This window comes from Stenotrophomonas sp. YAU14A_MKIMI4_1, from assembly GCF_003086855.1.
Taxonomy (GTDB): domain Bacteria; phylum Pseudomonadota; class Gammaproteobacteria; order Xanthomonadales; family Xanthomonadaceae; genus Stenotrophomonas.
The window spans coordinates 1,628,869-1,644,398 of sequence record NZ_CP025998.1 but is presented as its reverse complement, the minus strand read 5'-3'; the positions used below and the strand labels follow the sequence as shown (position 1 = coordinate 1,644,398).

Annotated in this window: 17 protein-coding genes; 3 read left to right on the top strand and 14 right to left on the bottom strand. The window is 67.3% G+C overall.

Annotated elements, in window-relative coordinates; genetic code table 11:
* Positions 1-137: 137 nt before the first annotated feature.
* From ubiB to rlmE, 10 genes are all read right to left on the bottom strand, one after another.
* The gene (gene ubiB, locus C1931_RS07605) at positions 138-1,820 is read right to left on the bottom strand and encodes a 2-polyprenylphenol 6-hydroxylase (RefSeq protein ID WP_108755901.1); all 1,683 of its coding nucleotides are present in this window, start codon (positions 1,818-1,820) and stop codon (positions 138-140) included.
* 35 nt (positions 1,821-1,855) lie between these two features.
* Positions 1,856-2,350, bottom strand: a complete 495-nt coding sequence (locus C1931_RS07600) for a nicotinamide-nucleotide amidohydrolase family protein (protein ID WP_108757690.1) — start codon at positions 2,348-2,350, stop codon at positions 1,856-1,858.
* Positions 2,351-2,412: 62 nt separating this feature from the next.
* Positions 2,413-3,720, bottom strand: coding sequence for an MFS family transporter (locus C1931_RS07595; RefSeq protein WP_108755900.1), 1,308 nt, complete (start codon positions 3,718-3,720; stop codon positions 2,413-2,415).
* A 163-nt stretch (positions 3,721-3,883) separates the two neighbouring features.
* Complete coding sequence (hflX, locus tag C1931_RS07590) at positions 3,884-5,194, bottom strand: ribosome rescue GTPase HflX (protein WP_108752750.1); 1,311 nt, start codon at positions 5,192-5,194, stop codon at positions 3,884-3,886.
* Between the two features lie 14 nt (positions 5,195-5,208).
* Positions 5,209-5,484, bottom strand: coding sequence for an RNA chaperone Hfq (hfq, locus tag C1931_RS07585; RefSeq protein WP_079221450.1), 276 nt, complete (start codon positions 5,482-5,484; stop codon positions 5,209-5,211).
* A 96-nt stretch (positions 5,485-5,580) separates the two neighbouring features.
* Positions 5,581-6,534 carry a tRNA (adenosine(37)-N6)-dimethylallyltransferase MiaA gene (miaA, locus tag C1931_RS07580; RefSeq protein ID WP_108755899.1) on the bottom strand — a complete coding sequence of 318 codons (954 nt, stop codon included), beginning with the start codon at positions 6,532-6,534 and terminating at the stop codon, positions 5,581-5,583.
* On the bottom strand, positions 6,534-7,430 hold the full coding sequence (folP, locus tag C1931_RS07575; RefSeq protein ID WP_108755898.1) for a dihydropteroate synthase: 897 nt from the start codon (positions 7,428-7,430) through the stop codon (positions 6,534-6,536). Before folP ends, miaA begins: the two co-directional genes overlap by 1 nt.
* A gap of 566 nt (positions 7,431-7,996) precedes the next feature.
* Positions 7,997-8,185 carry a hypothetical protein gene (locus tag C1931_RS07570; protein ID WP_108749239.1) on the bottom strand — a complete coding sequence of 63 codons (189 nt, stop codon included), beginning with the start codon at positions 8,183-8,185 and terminating at the stop codon, positions 7,997-7,999.
* A 94-nt stretch (positions 8,186-8,279) separates the two neighbouring features.
* On the bottom strand, positions 8,280-10,217 hold the full coding sequence (gene ftsH / locus C1931_RS07565; protein WP_164271596.1) for an ATP-dependent zinc metalloprotease FtsH: 1,938 nt from the start codon (positions 10,215-10,217) through the stop codon (positions 8,280-8,282).
* Positions 10,218-10,284: 67 nt separating this feature from the next.
* Complete coding sequence (gene rlmE / locus C1931_RS07560) at positions 10,285-10,917, bottom strand: 23S rRNA (uridine(2552)-2'-O)-methyltransferase RlmE (RefSeq protein ID WP_008265654.1); 633 nt, start codon at positions 10,915-10,917, stop codon at positions 10,285-10,287.
* A gap of 64 nt (positions 10,918-10,981) precedes the next feature.
* Between rlmE and yhbY the strand changes: the two genes are divergently transcribed.
* Together yhbY and C1931_RS07550 are read left to right on the top strand one after the other, a co-directional pair.
* Positions 10,982-11,287 (top strand): ribosome assembly RNA-binding protein YhbY, encoded by a 306-nt coding sequence (yhbY, locus tag C1931_RS07555; RefSeq protein ID WP_108752746.1) that lies wholly within the window; start codon positions 10,982-10,984, stop codon positions 11,285-11,287.
* 12 nt (positions 11,288-11,299) lie between these two features.
* Positions 11,300-11,674 carry an Mth938-like domain-containing protein gene (locus C1931_RS07550; protein WP_108755897.1) on the top strand — a complete coding sequence of 125 codons (375 nt, stop codon included), beginning with the start codon at positions 11,300-11,302 and terminating at the stop codon, positions 11,672-11,674.
* A gap of 189 nt (positions 11,675-11,863) precedes the next feature.
* On the opposite strand, the gene C1931_RS07545 is transcribed toward C1931_RS07550, so the two are convergent.
* From C1931_RS07545 to surE, 4 genes are read right to left on the bottom strand one after another with little or no spacing between them, the layout of a single operon-like run.
* Positions 11,864-12,649 (bottom strand): peptidoglycan DD-metalloendopeptidase family protein, encoded by a 786-nt coding sequence (locus C1931_RS07545; protein WP_108752744.1) that lies wholly within the window; start codon positions 12,647-12,649, stop codon positions 11,864-11,866.
* Complete coding sequence (locus tag C1931_RS07540; protein ID WP_108752743.1) at positions 12,646-13,260, bottom strand: YqaA family protein; 615 nt, start codon at positions 13,258-13,260, stop codon at positions 12,646-12,648. Before C1931_RS07540 ends, C1931_RS07545 begins: the two co-directional genes overlap by 4 nt.
* 19 nt (positions 13,261-13,279) lie before the next feature.
* Positions 13,280-13,957 carry a protein-L-isoaspartate(D-aspartate) O-methyltransferase gene (locus tag C1931_RS07535; RefSeq protein WP_108752742.1) on the bottom strand — a complete coding sequence of 226 codons (678 nt, stop codon included), beginning with the start codon at positions 13,955-13,957 and terminating at the stop codon, positions 13,280-13,282.
* On the bottom strand, positions 13,954-14,733 hold the full coding sequence (gene surE, locus C1931_RS07530) for a 5'/3'-nucleotidase SurE (RefSeq protein ID WP_108752741.1): 780 nt from the start codon (positions 14,731-14,733) through the stop codon (positions 13,954-13,956). Before surE ends, C1931_RS07535 begins: the two co-directional genes overlap by 4 nt.
* 209 nt (positions 14,734-14,942) lie before the next feature.
* Between surE and C1931_RS07525 the strand changes: the two genes are divergently transcribed.
* On the top strand, positions 14,943-15,482 hold the full coding sequence (locus tag C1931_RS07525) for a Smr/MutS family protein (RefSeq protein WP_108755896.1): 540 nt from the start codon (positions 14,943-14,945) through the stop codon (positions 15,480-15,482).
* Positions 15,483-15,530 lie beyond the last annotated feature (48 nt).

Sequence of the window (15,530 nt, the reverse complement as noted above, 5' to 3'; positions counted from 1 at the left end):
TAGTAGTATTACTACTAATATCGGCCACCGCAAGTGCCGGGTGCGACACTGCGGCGGGGCATGGACCAGCAGGCCACGGCAAGGGCAGCCGACTGACAGTCGGCTCTACCGGATCGGCTCTCCCGGAATAGCGCAGGTTACGTGTGCTTGCCGCTGCGCCAGATCGAGAACAGGATCCATACCCCGCAGAACCCGGCGCCGACAAAGCCGCACACCCCCAGCGCCAGCAGCCAGCGACTGGAGATGCCGCCCACGCTGTGCATGACGATGGACGAGCCGATGATCAGCGCGGCGGTGACGATGCCCATTACCAGCCGGTTGGCGGCGCGGTTCACCTGGTCGCCGAAACCCTGCAGGGCGCTGGTCTCCACCTTCAACTGCAGCCGGCCGCGGCGTGCTGCCTGTACCAGCTTGCGCAGGTCACGCGGCAGTTCTCCGGCCAGGTCGATCATGCCCTGCAGGGAGCGCCGGCCACGCTTGATCAGCGCCCGCGGCGCGTAGCGCTGCAGCACCACGCGCTCCAGGAACGGGCGCGCGGCGCTGGCCATGTCGAAATCCGGATCGAGCTGCCGGCCCATGCCCTCCAGGGTCAGGAAGGCCTTGATCATCAGCGCCAGGTCGGCCGGCAGGGTCAGGCTGTAGCTGCGCAGCAGCTGGGTGATGTCACCGAGCATCAGGCCGATGCGCAGGTCCTTCAGCGGCACCCCGCGGTACTGGTCGACGAACTGGCTGATGTCGTGCTGCAGCCGGTTTTCATCCACCTCCACGCCACCGGCCCAGTCCAGCAGCACGTCGGCCACGCCCTGCGGGTCTTGTTCCACCAGGCCGTGCAGCAGCTGCGCGACCTGGAAGCGGCGCACCTCGGACAAGGCGCCGACCATGCCGAAGTCGATCACCCCGATACGGCCATCGCGCAGGTAGATGATGTTGCCCGGGTGCGGATCGGCATGGAAGCTGCCGTCCTCGAGCACCATCTTCAGGACGATATCGGCACCGCGCCGCGCCAAGGTGCGACGGTCCAGGCCGGCGGCATCCACGGCCGCCAGGTCACGGCCGGGAATGCCGTCCACGAAGTCCTGCACGTTCAGGCTTTCGCAGGTCCACTGCCAGTGCACCGCGGGAACCAGGATGTCGTCGCGCCCCTGGAAATTGCGGGCAATGCGCTCGGCGTTGCGGCACTCGGCGGCGAAGTCGAGTTCGCGGCGCAGCGATACGGTGAACTGCTGCACGACCTCGGCCGGCCGGTAGCGGCGCAGGTCTGGAAGGCGCGCTTCCACGATCTCGGCCAGGCGCGCCAGCAGCCGCAGGTCGGCTTCGACCACGTCACGGATGCCGGGCCGGCGCACTTTCAACACTACCTCGCTGCCGTCATGCAGGCGCGCCCGGTGTGCCTGGGCCAGCGAGGCGGCCGCCATCGGCGTTTCATCCAGAAAGGCGAATACCTGCGCCGGCGGCGCCCCCAGGTCGGCCTCCAGTTGTTCGCGGATGGCCGCGTACGGCAGCGCGGGCACGGCGTTCTGCAGTTCGGAAAGCTCGGCGATCCAGTCCGGCGGCAGCAGGTCCACGCGGGTGGCCAGCACCTGGCCCAGTTTCACGAAGGTCGGCCCCAGATCCTGCAGGGCGCTGCGCACGCGCACCGGCGCGGTCATGCGCAGCATCTGCTGGCCTTCCTCGTTCCAGTGCAGCAGGCGGCCGGCGCGCTCCAGCACGCTGGCCAGGCCAATGCGCCGCACCACATCACCGAATCCATAGCGGATCAGGACGGCCGCGATTTCCTGCAGCCGGCCCAGGTCACGGACTGTGCCCAGTGTTTCCCACATCGCTGACGCCTCCGGTCATGTACCGGGCCAGCATGTCACAGCTGGGCGTCGATACCGCGCAACGCGGCCGCAACGGTCTGCCGGCGGATGGCGTCGCGGTCGCCATCGAACTGGAACAGTTGCGCATGCGCATAGCCGCCGCGGCGCTTCCAGCCAATCCAGACACTGCCCACCGGCTTGTCCGCGCTTCCGCCGCCCGGGCCGGCAATGCCGGTGACCGCCACGGCGATGCCCGCCCCGGAATTGACCAGCGCGCCGGACACCATTTCCAGCACCGTTTCGCGGCTGACCGCACCGGACTGTTCCAGCGTCTGCGCGCGCACCCCCAGCAGCCGCTGCTTGGCCTCGTAGCTGTAGACCACCATGCCGCAGTCGAAGAACGCCGACGAACCGGCGATATCGGTCATGCACTTGGCGATCCAGCCGCCACTGCAGCTTTCGGCGGTGACCAGTTGCAGCGCGGCGTGCTGCAGGCGCTGCCCAAGCGCGGCGGCCTGGGCGTTCAGATCGGCATCGGTGGGGATGGACATCGGCAGGGTTCGCGGAAACGACGGCACGTTGTACCGCAGATCCGCGCCGCTGTCCCGCCGCATCAGTGGTCGTGGTGCAGGTAACGGGCCTGGGCCGGCAGGCGCAGGCTGACCAGGAAGGCCACCACCATCATCACCGTGACATACCAGAAGAACAGCTGCTCATGGCCCAGCTGCTTCAGCCCCAGCGCGGCGTACTCGGCACTGCCACCGAACACGGCGTTGCCGATGGCGTAGGCCAGGCCCACGCCCAGTGCGCGCACCTGCGGCGGGAACATTTCGGCTTTCACGATGCCCGAGATGGACGTGTAGAAACTGACGATGGCCAACGCCAGCACGATCAGGCCGAAGGCCGCCCACGGGCTGGTGACGTGCTGCAGGGTAATCAGGATCGGCACGGTGGTGAGCGCACCGAGCCCACCGAACAGCATCATGCTGGTGCGACGGCCGATGCGGTCGGAGAGCATGCCGAACAGCGGCTGCATGCACATGTACAGGAACAATGCCCCGGTCATCACGTAACTGGCGGTCTTGATCGGCAGGTGCACCGTGTTCACCAGGAACTTCTGCATGTAGGTGGTGAAGGTGTAGAAGATCAGCGAGCCGCCAGCGGTATAGCCAAGCACGGTGAAGAAAGCCGCCTTGTGGTCGCGGAACAGCGCGCCCAGCGTGCCGGCATCCTTGTCATCGCGGCTCGACTCGCTCTGGGTTTCGTGCAGGGTACGCCGCAGCAGCAGCGCCACCACCGCCGCGACGGCACCCAGCACGAACGGAATGCGCCAGCCCCAGGCGCGGATCTCGGCCTCGCTCAGCACCGATTCCATGATGACGATCACCAGCACGGCCAGCAGCTGGCCGCCGATCAGGGTGACGTACTGGAACGAAGAGAAGAATCCGCGCTGGCCGCGCAGCGCGACTTCGCTCATGTAGGTGGCCGTGGTCCCGTACTCGCCGCCCACCGACAGGCCCTGGATCAGCCGCGCCACCAGCAGCAGCACCGGCGCCAGCGCACCGATGGTCGCGTAGGTCGGCAGACAGGCCACCATCAGCGAACCACCGCACATCATGCTGACCGAGATCAGCAGTGACTTCTTGCGCCCCAGGCGGTCAGCAATGCGCCCGAACAGCCAGCCGCCGATCGGCCGCATCAGGAAGCCGGCGGCGAACACGCCGGCGGTGTTGAGCAGCTGCACCGTCGGGTTGGAGGCGGGGAAGAAGGCGCCCGCGAAGTAGATCGCACAGAACGCGTAGACGTAGAAGTCGAACCATTCCACCAGGTTGCCGGACGAGGCCGACATGATGGCGAAGACGCGATGGCGCTTCTCCGCAGCGGTGTACTGGGGCAGATCGACGGCCGGGGCCTGCGACATGGGGAACTCCGAAGGGGGCCGTGGGGGCCGACCTTCGGATCATCCTCCCGCCGTGTGCAAGACGGTGTGCAGCATCAGGCGGCTGGCGTGCGGTAATCGGCCGGTTGTGCGACGGGATCGGATCCCGTTGCAACGCAACGGGCTCCGACCCCACCCGCCGGCATCACCACTCCGGCAGTTTTTCCGGCAGCAACGCGCGGATCGGCGCGCCATCGGCGCTGGCCGCCAGTTTCTCGGCCTCGGCAATCGGAAGATCGACCTGCAGCAGCCAGCCGTCTTCATCGGCCTGCTCGCTGCGGATCACTTCCAGCTGATGCAGGCGTGCGCGCAGCCGCCCCGCACTGGGTGGCAGGCGCAGCTCGCCGGTCACGTGCTGCAGGCCCAGGCGGCGGCCCAGCACGGTCTGCAGCAGCTCCAGGCCCTGGCCATCACGCGCCGAGATCCAGACCCGCTCGCGACGGGCCTCGTCGGGCACGCCGTCCTGGCCGTCGTGGCGCACCTGCGCGCCGTCAATGCGGTCGATCTTGTTGAACACCAGCAACTGCGGCAGGTCGCCTGCACCCACCGCGGCCAGCACTTCGTCCACCTGGGCGATGCGCTCTTCGCGGTGCGGATCGGCGGCATCGACGATATGCAGCAGGAAATCCGCCTCGCGCGCTTCGGACAGGGTGGAGCGGAACGCCGCCACCAGGTCATGCGGCAGGTCGCGCACGAAGCCCACCGTGTCGGCCAGCACCACGTTGCCACCGGGCACCGCAATGCGCCGCACGGTGGGATCCAGAGTGGCGAACAGCTGGTCGGCCGCGTACGCCTCGGCACCGGTCAGCGCGTTGAACAGCGTGGACTTGCCAGCGTTGGTGTAGCCCACCAGGGCCACGCGCGGCAGTTCGCTGCGCACGCGCGCACGGCGCATCTGGGTGCGCTGCACTTCCACCTTCTCCAGCCGCTTCTGCAACTGTTCCACCCGCTTCTGCAGCAGGCGGCGGTCGGTTTCCAGCTGGGTTTCACCCGGGCCACGCAGGCCGATCGAACCGCCGCGCTGGCGCTCCAGGTGGGTCCAGCCGCGCACCAGCCGCGTGGCGATATGCCGCAGCTGGGCCAGCTCGACCTGCAGCTTGCCTTCGTGGCTGTGCGCACGCTGGGCGAAGATGTCCAGGATCAGACCGGTACGGTCGATCACCCGGCGTTCCAGGAAGCGTTCCAGGTTGCGTTCCTGGCCCGGGCTGAGCGCGTGGTTGACCAGGATCAGGTCGGCGCCGGTGGCCTCCACCGCCGCCTTGATCTCATCCAGCTTGCCGCTGCCGATCAGGGTGGACGGATTGGGGCGATCCAGGCGCGCGGTGATGGTGGCAGCGATGCTGGCCCCGGCCGAGCGGGCCAGATCGCCGAATTCTTCCAGCACATCCTCTTCCAGCTTGCCGAAGTGGGGCTGGATCAGCAGGGCGTGTTCGCCCCGTTTCGAGCGGTCAAACATTCACCGCTCCGTTGTTACTCGTCTGCTTCATCACCCGCCTGACCATTTTCACCCGACTGCACGTAGCCGCCACCCGGGCCGACCTTGACGTTGCGCGCCGGCACCACCGTGGAGATGGCGTGCTTGTAGACCATCTGGCTGACGGTGTTGCGCAGCAGGACCACGAACTGATCGAACGATTCGATCGTGCCCTGCAGCTTGATACCGTTGACCAGGTACACCGAAACCGGCACGCGTTCGCGCCGCAGTGCGTTCAGGAAAGGATCCTGCAGCGATTGCCCCTTGGACATTGCATACTCCTGATTATTGTTCTTATTGGATTGCCGGCGCTGGCTGCGGCCCCCGAGCCACACGCCGGCCCATGATGGTACACGGCCAGCGGCCGTTCAGCGTGCGACGAAGGTCGCGACTGCGTCGGCCAGCCGCTGTTGGTCGATATGGGGGTCGAACCAGCGGGCATCAAGCTCGCCGCGCAGCCAGGTCAGCTGCCGCTTGGCCAGCTGGCGGGTGGCGAAGATGCCCTTGTCACGGAACCCGGCGGCAGTGCCCTGCCCGTCCAGGAATTCCCAGGCCTGGCGGTAACCGACCGCCCTGACCGCCGGCAGGTCCAGCGGCGCAGCCACGGCAGCCATCTGCGGCAGGGCGCGCAGGGCGCGCACCTCGTCCAGGAACCCCTGCGCCAGCATGGTGTCGAAACGGGCCTCGATGCGCTGGTGCAGCACTGCGCGCTCGCGCGGGGCCAGGATCAGCTTCAGGGTCCGCACCGGCAGCGGCGCGACACCGCGCTGGCGCTGCAGTTCGGTGATCGGCGTGCCGGTCAGCCGGTACACCTCCAGCGCCCGCTGGATGCGCTGCGGGTCGGTGGCATGGATGCGCGCCGCCGCGGCCGGATCGACCGCCGCAAGCTCGTTGTGCAGGGCGGCCCAGCCACGCTCGGCCGCCTCTGCCGCCAGCGCTTCGCGCATGCCGGGATCGGCTTCCGGCATCGGCGAAAGGCCTTCCAGCAGCGCCCGGAAGTACAGCCCGGTGCCACCGGCCAGGATCGGCGTGCGGCCACGGGCCACGATATCGGCGACCACGCGGCCGGCGTCGGCGGCGAACTCGGCCGCCGAATACGTCTGCCAGGGATCACGCAGGTCCAGCAGATGGTGCGGCGCCTGCGCGCGCTCGGCTGCGTCCGGCTTGGCCGAGCCGATATCCAGGCCGCGGTAGACCAGCGCCGAATCGACGCTGACGATCTCGCCGTTCAACTGCTTGGCCAGGGCGATCGCGGTGGCGGTCTTGCCGCTGGCGGTCGGCCCCATCACGGCGATCGCCAGCGGCCGCCGGTCGGCGGCCATCAGTCTTCGTCCGGCCAGTGGATCGCCGGGGTGGCGGCCACGCGCGGGGCGGGCACGGCCTCGACCGCCTGCCAGATCTTCAATGCATCGACCGTGGCGGCCACGTCGTGCACGCGCACGATGCGCGCACCGCGCTGCACCGCGATCAGGTGCGCGGCCACCGACGCGGCGACCCGCTCGGTTGGCGCCTGCCGCCCGGTCAGCTCGCCCAGGCTGCGCTTGCGCGACAGGCCGGCCAGCATCGGCACGCCCAGTTCCAGGAAGCGCTCGGAACGGGCCAGCAGGGTCATGTTGTGCGCGGTGGTCTTGCCGAAGCCGAAGCCGAGGTCGATGACCAGGTGCTTCTTGGCGATGCCGGCCATTTCGGCGGCGAACAGGCGCTGCACCAGGAAGCCGTGCACCTCGGCCACCACGTCGTCGTAGTGCGGTTCGGCCTGCATGTTGCCGGGTTCGCCCTGCATGTGCATCAGCACCACCGGCACGCCCGCGGCGGCGGCGGCTTCCAGCGCGCCTTCCTGGCGCAGCCCGTAGATGTCGTTGATCATGCCCGCGCCAGCGGCCACGGCCGCGCGCATCACTTCCGGCTTGAAGGTGTCGATGCTGATCGGCACCTGGGTGCGGGCGGCGAGCTGTTCGATGACCGGCACGACGCGCTGCAGCTCTTCCTCGATCGACACCGGGGCGGCGCCCGGGCGGGTGGATTCACCGCCGATATCGAGCAGGTCGGCGCCCTGCTCCACCAGCTTCAGGCCATGGGCGACCGCCGCGTCGGTGCTGTCATGTGCGCCGCCGTCGGAGAACGAATCGGGGGTCACGTTGACGATGCCCATGACCTGGGCACGATCCAGGCGCAGGATGCGGCCGGCGCAGTCGAGCTGGGGCGAGATATCGAACATGGGCGATCCTGCAGGTAACGGCGTCTAGTTTAGTTCGGCAGGGCGGCGCCCTGCACCCGCAGAGGCAACGGCAACGGCCAAAGCAACAGCAACAGCGGGCATTCCGTGGGTTGGCGGGATGGGTCCGGTTGAGGGGGACGCTGCAAGTACGTCCATGTAAGCTCGGTCGCCGCATCCATGCGGCTCACGCCCCCTCAACCGGACCCATCCCGCCTTCGACAGATTCTCGCGAGCTGTCGGGGCACGGGGTCGGATCCCGTTGCTGCGCAACGGGCTCTGACCCCAGGTCAATTTCGATATCTGACAGATCCATCCACGCATGGCGTGGATCTACCGTGTCGACCAAGGTCGACACCTACCATCAGCTGCGGGAATCTGTCAGAAGTGGGGCGGTGTCGGATTGCGGGGTGTCAGCCGCATGGATGCGGCTGCCAAGCCTACAGGGACGTACTCGCGGCGTCCCCGCAATCCGACACCGCCCCGCCATCCCACGGGATGCACGCTTTTGACGTTGACGTTGACGTTGACGTTGAGCGGGTGCAGGGCGCAGCCCTGCCGGGAAACCCTCAGCGCGGGCGGCGGCGTTTGCGGTCGACGTACAGGGTCTTGATGATGCTCAGCACGATACCCACGCCAATGCCGACACCGCAGCCCAGCAACAGGTTGTCCAGGGTCAGCCCGACCACGACACCGACGATGGTGGCGATGACCATTTCAACGGTGTGGGAGATCGGCTGTGGCGGGGGAATGGACATGCGGGCTCCAGCGAAAGACAGGGGTGCGGGTATAGCGCGGAAACAACGAGGCCGGGTTGCCCCGGCCTCGTCTGCGATCAGCGTTGGCAGGCCGTCAGTGCGACTCGGCCGGGCCGGCGATCGGCGGCAGCGGACGGGCGTCGCCGCCCTTGTCGTTGCTGCCACCATCCTTGTTGGACTTGTTCCAGCCCATCGGCGGCGGCGGATCGCGGCCTTCCATGATCGCGTCGATCTGCGGCGCGTCGATGGTTTCGTACTGCAGCAGCAGCTGCGACATCGCGTGCAGCTTGTCCAGGTTGGCCGTCATCAGCTCGGTGGTACGCGCGTAGGCCTCGTCGAGGATGTTGCGCACTTCCTCGTCGATGCGGCGCGCGGTGTCGTTGGACACGCTCTTGTGCTGGGTGACCGAACGGCCCAGGAACACTTCGTCGTCCTCTTCGCCATAGGCGATCGGGCCGAGCTGGTCGGACAGGCCCCACTTGGTGACCATGTTGCGGGCCATCTTGGTGGCGCGCTCGATGTCGTTGGAGGCACCGGTGGTGACCTTGTCGGCACCGAAGATCAACTCCTCGGCCACGCGACCACCGTACAGCGAGCACAGCTGCGATTTGATCGCCACGCGGTTCATCGAATAGCGGTCGCCTTCCGGCAGATACATGGTCACACCCAGCGCACGGCCGCGCGGAATGATGGTGACCTTGTAGACCGGATCATGCTCGGGCACCAAGCGACCGACGATGGCGTGGCCGGCTTCGTGGTACGCGGTAAGGGTCTTCTCTTCCTCGCTCATGGCCATCGAGCGGCGCTCGGCACCCATCAGGATCTTGTCGCGGGCACGGTCGAAGTGGTCCATGCGGACTTCCTTCTCGTTGCCGCGCGCGGCGAACAGGGCCGCTTCGTTGCACAGGTTGGCCAGGTCGGCACCGGAGAAGCCCGGGGTACCGCGCGCGATCACCATCGGCTCGACGTCATCGGCCAGCGGCAGCTTGCGCATGTGCACCTTCAGGATGTGCTCGCGGCCCTTCACGTCCGGCAGGCCGACCACGACCTGGCGGTCGAAACGGCCCGGGCGCAGCAGCGCCGGGTCCAGCACGTCCGGACGGTTGGTCGCGGCGATCACGATCACGCCTTCGCCACCTTCGAAACCGTCCATCTCGACCAGCAGCTGGTTCAGGGTCTGCTCGCGCTCGTCATGACCGCCGCCCAGGCCGGCGCCACGGTGGCGACCGACGGCGTCGATTTCATCGATGAAGATGATGCAGGGGGCGTGCTTCTTGGCCTGCTCGAACATGTCCCGCACGCGGCTGGCGCCGACGCCGACGAACATTTCCACGAAATCCGAACCGGAGATCGAGAAGAACGGCACCTTGGCTTCGCCGGCGATGGCCTTGGCCAGCAGCGTCTTGCCGGTACCGGGCGGACCGACCATCAGCACGCCGCGCGGAATCTTGCCGCCCAGCTTGGTGAACTTGGACGGATCACGCAGGAAGTCGACCAATTCGCCCACTTCTTCCTTGGCTTCATCGCAGCCAGCAACGTCGGCGAAGGTGACCTTGATCTGGTCTTCGCCCTGCAGCTTGGCGCGCGACTTGCCGAAGGACATGGCGCCCTTGGCACCACCGCCACCGCCCTGCATCTGGCGCATGATGAACAGCCAGAAGCCGATGATCAGGATGACCGGCAGGAAGTTCATCAGGATGGCCGCGAAGGAAATGCCGCTGGACGGCTGTTCCTGCACGATGTCCACGTTCTTGGTACGCAGCACGTTGATCAGGTCGCGATCAGCCGGTGCCGACACCGTGCCGGTCTGGCCGCCACGGGTGGTGTAGGTGATTTCGTTGGTCAGGCCGCGCGAATCGCCACCGAAGGTGACCTTCTGCACGTTGCCGCTGTCCACCTGGTCCAGGAACTGCGAATACGATGTGGCCTGCGCCCCGGCCCCGGAGGACTTGGGCGAGAAGCTCTGGAAGACCACCATCAGCACGACGGCGACGACCACCCATAGCAGGAGGTTCTTGGTCAAGTCGTTCATCCTCATTGGCTCCAGCGTTCCTCTTTCAGTGCGGGCATTGCGTTGGGGTCGAGCTTACGGGTCGAGCTTACTTCATGTGGGCGCGTTTTCCCTGACCCAAGGCGTAGACCTCGGGGGAACGCTTGCGCGAGGCTTCCGGCTTGCGGATGGAGACCTTGTCGTACCGACGGCGCATTTCACGCACGTAGTCATCGAAGCCTTCGCCCTGGAACAGCTTGATCAGGAACGCCCCACCGGTCTTGAGGTGGTTGTCGGCGAAATCCAGGGCCAGCTCTGCCAGGTGCATCATCCGCGGCTGGTCGACCGCGCCTACACCACTCTTATTGGGGGCCATGTCCGACAGCACAAGGTCTACCGGCTGATCGCCCAGCATGGCCTCGAACTGCGATAGGACGGTTTCTTCCCTGAAGTCACCGTGAAGGAACTCCACCCCGGCCAGCGGCGGCATGTCCAGGATGTCCAGGGCCAGCACGCGGCCGGTGTCGCCAATCTGTCTCCGCACCTGCTGAGACCAGCCGCCCGGGGCGGCGCCGAGATCGACCACGACCATGTGCGGCTTCAGCAGCCGGTCACGTTCGAGCAGCTCTTCGAGCTTGTAGGCGGCACGCGAGCGCATGCCTTCGGCCTGCGCCTTCTTCACGAAGGGGTCGGAGAAGTGTTCCTTGAGCCAGCGCTGGCTGCTTTTGCTGCGGGTAGCCATTGGAAATAGGGGGTTACGGGGTCGTCATGATACCCTGATCACCCCATTCAACCGTGTTTTCTGCATGCCCATCGCCCTGACCGCTTCCCAGACCCGTTTCCTGCGCGGCCAAGCCCACGATCTGAAGGCACTGCTGCAGACCGGCGGCAAGGGCATCACGCCCGCGTTCATCGCCGAGCTGAACGAGGTGCTGGAGCGCCACGAACTGGTGAAAGTGAAGGTGGCCGCTGAAGATCGCGACGCCCGCGACGTGATGATCGGCGAGATCGTCGAAGCGACCGAAGCCGCGCTGGTGCAGCGTATCGGCCACGTGGCCGTGCTCTACCGCCCGAGCAAGGAACAGCGGCAGATCGTGCTTCCGCGCGGCTGACCGCCCTGCCCCATGCAGCTGAACCACGAACCGCCTGATTACGCATACAGCCTGCGCGCGGCCGATGGCCGCTCGGCGCGGGTGAACGACCAGTCGCTGTCCAGCAGCTTCTTCCTGACGCCTGAACAGTTGGCAACGAACTGGCCGGTAGTGCGCGCCGCCGATCTGCAGGTGGCCGACCTGGAACCGATCCTGGCCCTGAGCCCGGCGCTGATCGTGCTGGGTACCGGCGATCGCCAGGTATTCCCGCCGGCCGTGGTGATGGCCGCCTGCCTGTCGCGCGGCATCGGCCTGGAAGTGATGAACAATCCGGCCGCCGCGCGCACATTCAATATTCTTGCCGGCGAAGGCCGCAAGGTCGCCGCAGCCTTCATCCTGGAAGGTTGACGCGGCAGCCGCCGGGCGTAGCCCGGATCAGATCGCGATACCCACAGCGCCCGAGCCGATGCTCGGGCGTTTTCGTGTGGGCGCAATGAGCCGCCGGGCATGGCCCGGCGCTACCCGTATCTGCCTGCACTTTCGTGTGGGCGCGAAGAGCCGCCGGGCATGGCCCGGCGCTACCCGTATCTGCCTGCGCTAGCGCGCCGGCAGATACTGCTGCGGGTCGACCGGCTTGCCGTTGTAACGAATCTCGAAGTGCAGCATGTCGCGGTTCGCACCGGTGCGGCCCATTTCCGCGATCTGCTCGCCGGCCTTCACGTTCTGCCCTTCGTTCACCAGGCGCTTGCGGTTGTGGCCATACGCCGACAGCCACTGGTCGCTGTGCTTGATGATGATCAGCTCGCCGTAGCCCACCAGGCCTGCGCCGGAGTACACCACCACGCCGTTGGCCGATGCGCGTACCGGGGCGCCGCTGCTGCCTGCAATGTCGACGCCCTGCTTGGTGGCATCGCCCGCCACATAGCGCCCCACCACCGCACCGTCGGCCGGCCAGCGCCAGGCAATGCTGCTCTTCACCGGTGTAGCCGGCGCGGTGCTCGGCGCCGTCGAAGGCGTGCTGCCACTGCCGGTGGCCGGACGCGGCGCGGTGACCACCGTGGTGGGTGCACGGCCGCTGCCGGCACCCTGCGGATACAACCGGATGACCTGCCCCGGGTAGATCTGCGACGGGTTGTCCAGGCGGTTCCAGGCAATCAGGTCGGCCGGGGTGATGTCGTGGATGCGCGCGAGTGCGTAGATGGTGTCGCCCTTGCGCACGACCACGGTCTGCCCCGGCTTGGGCACCGAGGTCTTGGGCGTACTGGCCGCAGCGCCGCTGCCACCGGGGCGGACCACCGTGGCGGTGCCACAGGCAGCCAGCGAGGAAACCAGCAATGCCAGCGCGCCGATGCGCACGCCCTTGCCCAGACCATTTGCATTCATGCGAACTTCGACCTCCATACAAGCCAGGCAACCAGCACCACCACCAACGCGGTGGCGATCCAGCCCAGCGGTTCAATCCAGCGCCGCAGCGCGGCTTCCGCGCGCGGGCCGCCAATGCGGATCACGGCGGCCAGAACGTACACACGCTTGCCGCGACCGATCAGCATGCTCAACAGATACTGCGGCATGGGCACACCGACGATACCCGATGCCCACGTGAAGACCTTCATCGGGATGGGCATGAAGCCTCCCAGCACCAGGAAGGTGAACACCGCCCAGGGCGACTCGGCCATCTTGGCCTGCACCGTGGCGATGCCATCTTCAATGGCCGGCAGCATGCCCAGCATCTCGAACAGGGGCTTCACCGCCTCGAAGGCGTAGTGACCCAGGGCGTAACCGATCACTGCGCCCACCATCGAGCCGGCCAGGCTGAGGGTGGCGAACCACCAGCCGCGCTTGGGCTGGGCCACGCACATCGGCGCCAGCATCACTTCCGGCATGACCGGGAAGATGATGGCTTCGAAGAAACTCAAGACGGTCAGATAGGTCGGCGCGCGCTCGTGCGCCGCCCATTTCATCGCCCGCTCGTACAGCGGCCCGAAAATCTTCATGCAACCCTGCTCCCTGGATTCAGTCGAGCATGCCGGACAGCAGCGGCACGAAGGTGACCGGTGCCAGCACGCGTTGTTCAATGCTGCCGTCGGCCTTGCGATCCAGCTGTACCAGCGATTGCCCGCCGGGACCGCCGACCGGCGCCACCAGGCGGCCGCCCACGGCCAACTGCTCGACCAGCGCATCGACCAGCGCCGGTGCGGCCGCGGTGACCACCACGGCGTCGTACGGGCCGTGCTCGGCCCAGCCCACCCGGCCGTCGTCATGCTTGGTGCGGATGTTCATGCCCAGCGCGCGGAAGCGCTTGCGCGCCTGCCGCAGCAGATCGCCGATGCGTTCGACCGTGTAGACCTCAAGCCCCACCGCACCGAGTACGGCGGCCTGGTAGCCCGAGCCGGTGCCCACTTCCAGCACCGTCTTCGGTGCAACCTGCAGCACCGCTTCGGTCATCCGCGCCACCACCCAGGGCTGGGAAATGGTCTGGCCATGGCCGATCGGCAGCGCGGTGTCCTCGTAGGCACGCGAGGCCAGGGCTTCATCGATGAACAGATGGCGCGGCACGATGCGGATGGCATTGAGCGTGGCCTCGTCAGCAATGCCGGCCTCGCGCAGGCGATCGACCAGGCGGTCGCGCACGCGCTGCGAAGTCATGCCGATCCCCACGGCTTCCGGCTGCAGGCGCAGGCGCGGGCTCATGCCGGCTGGTCCAGCGCGGCGCTCAGGCCACCGACCCAGCTGGCCACCTTCTCCAGCGCCTGGTAGCGGGTCAGGTCGACCTGGATGGGGGTGATCGAAATATGGCCGGTGCGCACCGCGTGGAAATCGGTACCGGGACCGGAGTCCTGCTCGCGGCCGGCCGGACCGATCCAGTACACCTCGTTGCCGCGCGGATCTTTCTGCGCGATGCAGCCTTCGGCGCGGTGGCGGTTGCCCAGGCGGGTCACTTCGAAGCCCTTCACCTCGCCCCACGGCAGGTCAGGCACGTTCACGTTCAGAATGGTGTCGGCCGGCAGCGGGTCGGCCTTCAGCCGGGCCACGATCTCCACCGCCGCACGCGCGGCGGTTTCGAAATGCTTCGGGTCATGGTTGCGGCTGACCAGCGAGACCGCCACTGCCGGCAGGCCCAGGAACCGCCCTTCCATGGCCGCCGAGACCGTGCCGGAGTAGATGACATCGTCGCCGAGGTTGGCGGCGTTGTTGATGCCCGACACGACGATATCCGGTTCGAACTCGAGCAGGCCGGTCAGCGCCAGATGCACGCAGTCGGTGGGCGTACCCGCCACCGAGACGGTGTAGTGGTCGATGCGCTTGAGCCGGATCGGCAGATCCAGCGTCAATGAATTGCTGGCACCAGACCGGTCGCGGTCGGGGGCAACCACCGTGACTTCATGCCCGGCGTCGCGCAGCACCTGTGCCAGCATCCGGATGCCTGCAGCGTCTACGCCGTCGTCGTTGCTGACCAGGATGCGCATGTTCGATTCAACCGCTTGATTTTCCAAGAATTCGATTCCATCACCTTGCCGCGTGGGCGGGACCGGCAGCCGCCCCCTCGGGAACCGGCGATCTCGCAAGTGCGCCCACTATTGTGCCGCAAGCGGGGCGCGGGTCCTACCCTGCCGACGGTCACGAACGCGCTTGAAATGCCGTAGGCACCGCATCACCGGCGGTTTACCCTGTGCACATGTCGCACCCAGAAGATGAAGACCCCGCCGCGCTGTTCCGCGCGGCCATCGGCGAAGTCACCCCGCTGCGCAAGGATGCCGAACCGGCGCCGGCCGCGCCACGGCCGAAACCGCGTGCCCGCATGGCCGAACGCGACGAGCAGGAAGCGGCCGGGGAGTTCGCCCGGCTGCTGCGCGACAGCAGCCCGCTGGAGGCGGGCGATACCGCCAGCTACCGGCGTGACACGCTGCCGCCGCGCATGTTCCAGCGGCTCAAGCGCGGCCAGTATTCGGTGCAGGACGAACTGGACCTGCACGGCGCGACTGCCGCGCAGGCCGAAGTGCTGCTGCGCCAGTTCCTGCTGGAAGCGCATGCGCATGAGTTCGGCTGCGTGCGCATCATCCACGGCAAGGGGCTGCAGTCTGACGGCGGCGCGCCGGTATTGAAGAACCTGGTGGACCGCCTGTTGCGGCTGCGCAACGATGTGCTGGCGTTTCATTCGGCGCCGGCCGGCCAGGGCGGCACCGGCGCGGTGCTGGTGTTGTTGGCGCGGCGGTGAGGCATTCATCCACGCGTGGCGTGGATCTACTGGTGCATGCATCCACGC

Excerpts from the sequence above, each read along its gene's own strand:
- ubiB (WP_108755901.1), bottom strand. The coding sequence starts at position 1,820 with ATGTGGGAAACACTGGGCACAGTCCGTGACCTGGGCCGGCTGCAGGAA.
- C1931_RS07600 (WP_108757690.1), bottom strand. The coding sequence starts at position 2,350 with ATGTCCATCCCCACCGATGCCGATCTGAACGCCCAGGCCGCCGCGCTT.
- C1931_RS07595 (WP_108755900.1), bottom strand. The coding sequence starts at position 3,720 with ATGTCGCAGGCCCCGGCCGTCGATCTGCCCCAGTACACCGCTGCGGAG.
- hflX (WP_108752750.1), bottom strand. The coding sequence starts at position 5,194 with ATGTTTGACCGCTCGAAACGGGGCGAACACGCCCTGCTGATCCAGCCC.
- hfq (WP_079221450.1), bottom strand. The coding sequence starts at position 5,484 with ATGTCCAAGGGGCAATCGCTGCAGGATCCTTTCCTGAACGCACTGCGG.
- miaA (WP_108755899.1), bottom strand. The coding sequence starts at position 6,534 with ATGGCCGCCGACCGGCGGCCGCTGGCGATCGCCGTGATGGGGCCGACC.
- folP (WP_108755898.1), bottom strand. The coding sequence starts at position 7,430 with ATGTTCGATATCTCGCCCCAGCTCGACTGCGCCGGCCGCATCCTGCGC.
- C1931_RS07570 (WP_108749239.1), bottom strand. The coding sequence starts at position 8,185 with ATGTCCATTCCCCCGCCACAGCCGATCTCCCACACCGTTGAAATGGTC.
- ftsH (WP_164271596.1), bottom strand. The coding sequence starts at position 10,217 with ATGAACGACTTGACCAAGAACCTCCTGCTATGGGTGGTCGTCGCCGTC.
- rlmE (WP_008265654.1), bottom strand. The coding sequence starts at position 10,917 with ATGGCTACCCGCAGCAAAAGCAGCCAGCGCTGGCTCAAGGAACACTTC.
- yhbY (WP_108752746.1), top strand. The coding sequence starts at position 10,982 with ATGCCCATCGCCCTGACCGCTTCCCAGACCCGTTTCCTGCGCGGCCAA.
- C1931_RS07550 (WP_108755897.1), top strand. The coding sequence starts at position 11,300 with ATGCAGCTGAACCACGAACCGCCTGATTACGCATACAGCCTGCGCGCG.
- C1931_RS07545 (WP_108752744.1), bottom strand. The coding sequence starts at position 12,649 with ATGAATGCAAATGGTCTGGGCAAGGGCGTGCGCATCGGCGCGCTGGCA.
- C1931_RS07540 (WP_108752743.1), bottom strand. The coding sequence starts at position 13,260 with ATGAAGATTTTCGGGCCGCTGTACGAGCGGGCGATGAAATGGGCGGCG.
- C1931_RS07535 (WP_108752742.1), bottom strand. The coding sequence starts at position 13,957 with ATGAGCCCGCGCCTGCGCCTGCAGCCGGAAGCCGTGGGGATCGGCATG.
- surE (WP_108752741.1), bottom strand. The coding sequence starts at position 14,733 with ATGCGCATCCTGGTCAGCAACGACGACGGCGTAGACGCTGCAGGCATC.
- C1931_RS07525 (WP_108755896.1), top strand. The coding sequence starts at position 14,943 with ATGTCGCACCCAGAAGATGAAGACCCCGCCGCGCTGTTCCGCGCGGCC.